1 protein-coding gene is annotated in these 3,901 nt (G+C 65.0%); it reads left to right on the top strand.

Going from position 1 to position 3,901, the window contains the following annotated elements:
- Positions 1-62: 62 nt before the first annotated feature.
- Positions 63-3,392 (top strand): preprotein translocase subunit SecA, encoded by a 3,330-nt coding sequence (secA, locus tag ACIQ51_RS14070; RefSeq protein ID WP_396205694.1) that lies wholly within the window; start codon positions 63-65, stop codon positions 3,390-3,392.
- Positions 3,393-3,901 lie beyond the last annotated feature (509 nt).

Below are 3,901 nucleotides of genomic sequence, written 5' to 3'. Positions count from 1 at the left end.
TGAACGCCTCTAGGCGTGACGGACCGCTCCCGGGCCCTTTGCCATGAGGTCCAGAGGTCCGTATGCTGAAGGGCTTGATCAGTAAGGTGTTCGGCACGCGCCATGAGCGCGAACGCAAGCGCGTGCAGCCGATCCTCGAAGAAGTGCACGCGATCGAAGCGCGTCTCGCGTCGCTCAGCGACGCCGAGATCCAGGCGCAGACGACCAAGTTCCGCGCCATCCTTGCCGAGCGCACGGGACCGATCGAGGCGCGCATCGCTGAGGTCAAGGCGGCCAAGCACAACACGGCCGATGCCGCCGAGCGCGAGCGCCTCGACAGTGAGCTGCAGGGCGCCGATGGACGGGGAGGCGCGGAAGGCGAACTCCGGCAGGCCATCGCCGAAACGCTCGACGAACTGCTCCCAGAGGCCTTCGCGACGGTCCGCGAAGCCTGCCGTCGCCTCAAGGGCACCCGCGTCGGCGTCACGGGGCATGAGCTCACGTGGGACATGGTCCCCTACGACGTGCAGCTCATTGGAGGCATTCAGCTCCACCTCGGGCGCATCGCTGAAATGGCAACCGGCGAAGGCAAGACGCTCGTGGCGACCCTGCCGCTCTACCTGAACGCGCTGCCGGGACGCGGCGCGCATCTGGTAACGGTCAACAACTATCTCGCCCGCCGCGACTCGCAGTGGATGGGGTACCTCTACGGCTGGCTGGGGCTCACCGTCGGATGCCTCGATGACACGGAGCCCGGGTCATGGGAGCGTCGCGCCGTCTACGCGTGCGACATCACCTACGGCACCAACAACGAGTTTGGCTTCGACTACCTGCGTGACAACATGGTCACGACGCTCGAGCAGCGCGTGCAGCGCCCGCACGTGTTTGCGCTGATCGACGAAGTCGACTCAATCCTCATCGACGAGGCGCGCACCCCCCTGATCATCTCGGGCCCGGTGGGTAACGAGAGCGATGGACAGTACGCGGAGTTCAACACCTCTGTCGAGCGCCTCGTGCGCAAGCAGTCCGACATGGTCAACCAGCTCGTCGCCGAGGGCGAGCGGACCATGGCCGCGAACGATCAGCAGGCCGCAGGGCTGTTCTTCTACAAGGCGCAGATGGGTGGCCCGAAGAACAAGCGGCTGATGAAGGTGCTGCAGGAGCCTGGCATCAAGCAGCTCGTGCAACGCGTGGAGCTCGACGTGATCGCCGATCGCAAGCTCCCGGTGAGCAAGCGGGCGTTCCGCGACCTCGAGGACGACCTCCTCTTCGTGCTCGACGAGAAGGGGCACACGGTGCATCTCACGGAGCAGGGACTCGACTGGCTCTCCCCGGATCACCCTGACACCTTCGTGCTCCCCGATATTGCGCTGCTCATCGGTCAGCTCGATCGGGACACCGAGCTGAGTGCTGCCGAGCGCCTCGAACGTCGCAATGCGGTCGAACGCGAGTACGCCACCAAGAGCGAGCGGCTCAACATCATTCACCAGCTGCTGCGTGCACACGCGCTGTACGAGCGCGATGTGAACTACGTGGTGCAGGAAGGGCAGGTCCTCATCGTCGACGAGTTTACCGGGCGTACCATGCCGGGGCGTCGCTGGAGCGAGGGGCTGCATCAGGCCGTGGAAGCCAAGGAACGGGTGCAGGTGAAGGGCGAGACGCAGACCCTCGCCACCATCACGATCCAGAACTACTTCCGCATGTACGAGAAGCTGGCCGGTATGACCGGGACGGCCGAGACGGAAGAAGGCGAGTTTCACGAGATTTATGGGCTCGAGGTGTCGGTCATCCCCACCAACCGCCCCATCCAGCGGGACGACCGCCAGGATCTCGTGTTCAAGACGCGGCGCGAGAAGTACAACGCGATCGTCGACGAGACCAAGCGTCTGCACGAATTGGGCTTCCCGGTGCTCGTCGGAACGGCGAGCGTGGAGGCGTCGGAAACGCTGGCACGCCTGTTTGCCCGCGCGGGGCTCAAGCACAACGTGCTGAACGCCAAGTACCACCAGCGCGAGGCCGAGATCGTCGCCGATGCCGGACGTCCGGGGGCGATCACGATCGCGACCAACATGGCCGGCCGCGGGACCGACATCAAACTTGGCGCGGGCGTGATCGAGCCCAAGCCGTCGCGCATCACGGACCCCGACGGCAAGGAGATCGACATCTCCGAGATTGGTGGGCTGCACATCATCGGATCGGAGCGTCACGAGTCGCGGCGCATCGACCGCCAGCTGCGTGGCCGCTCCGGCCGTCAGGGCGATCCGGGGGCCTCCCAGTTCTTTCTGTCGCTCGAGGACGATCTCATGCGCCTCTTCGGCTCCGAGCGCATTGCCAAGCTCATGGACCGTATGGGAGCGCAGGACGGCGAGGTGCTGACGCACCCCCTGATCACGCGCTCTATCGAGCAGGCGCAGAAGCGGGTCGAGCTGCAGAACTTCCAGTCGCGCAAGCGGCTGCTCGAGTACGACGATGTGATGAACCAGCAGCGCGAGGTCATCTACTCACTGCGCGCGTTCGCGCTCGAGGGCGGAGAGGAGCTCAAGGGCGAAGCGATCAAGATGCTCGAGCGCGGTGTGCAGCGCCGGGTCGAGCAGGCGCTCGCCACGTTCGACAAGGAAGAGCAGTGGGACTTCGAGTACGTGCAGCAGGACCTGCTCATGCACTACATGCTGCAAGTGCCGGCGTTCTCGGCGCACGCCCCTGCCACGCTCGAGGAGGCGCAGGCCCTGGCCGTTGAGGCGGTACACGCGGCCTTCGCCCAGAAGATCGACAGCCTCAACCAGGTGTCCGACGAGAACGGCAACGGGTTCGCCGACCGGCTGCTGTCGCTGGTCACGCTCAATGTGATCGACGAGAAATGGAAGGATCATCTCTATGACCTCGATCAGCTGCGCGCGTCCATCCATTATCGCTCGTGGGGGCAGAAGGATCCGCTTGTCGAGTACAAGCAGGACGCGTACACCATGTTCGTGGACCTCATGCACGACGTGGCCAACACCTTCACGGAGCGGTTTCTCAAGGCGCAGCTGATCTTCGAGCCGGCGCCGACGGAGATGCTGCTGGACGCACCGGCGATCCCCGATGAGTACGTGCCGCAGGAGTCGGGGCGCCCCACGAAGCGCTTCAACGCGCTCGGGATTCTCGAGGACGTCCCCGCGGGGGACCTCCTCGGTGGCGACGTGTCGAGCGCTGACGCGGAGAGCGTGGGCGCGGAGCAGGGGACGGCCGACGAGCCCGTGAGAACGGTGGCCAAGGGGGCCCCGACGGTGGTGGGGGCGGGGCGTGTTCGCTCGCTCGCTGATGGCGCGGGCGGCGCGATGCTGCCGCCGGGGTGGGAGCAGACGGCCCGCAATGATGCGTGTCCGTGTGGCTCAGGGAAGAAGTTCAAGAAGTGCCACGGCGCGAATCTCTGAGCGGACGTGCTGCGTCGGAGGCACGGGGGCGGTCTCTCAGGAGAGGCCGCCCCTCGTGCGTTCGGCCGCCGGGGGCCGCGCCAACGTGCCAAAGTGTGCGGCCGCCGGTTGACAAGCGGGCCGCGATGTGCTTTCATGTCCGACCCGCCACACGCGCCGCGGTTGTTGTGTACTCGCCAAGCGAGTCCAGCGCCTGAGGGAACGCGCCGGCAGGGGGTCTGATGAGTAGTACTGAGTCGGACCGTCGCTCGCTGGGGAGTGCGAGCGCATGAGCGCGTCCCGCGCCGATCTTTTGATCTTCAAAAAAGATCTAAAAAGAGACCTGGCAGGGGTTGACGCTGAAACACCAAAAGGTTATTAGTTGGAACTGCCGCTGAACCAGCGGCAATCACAACAAGAGTAAGTCACGTGACCGCAAGCGGTTACGTTTCGATAGCAGGACGCTATTTGACAATCGAAGATGAGATCGAAGGATGTGCGGGGCGGTGTCGATGACCCACGGCTGATCA

It is taken from the genome of Gemmatimonas sp., from assembly GCF_044344655.1.
GTDB lineage: Bacteria > Gemmatimonadota > Gemmatimonadetes > Gemmatimonadales > Gemmatimonadaceae > Gemmatimonas.
Note: the sequence above shows the minus strand (reverse complement) of the source record. Positions and strands in the feature narration are given on the sequence as shown.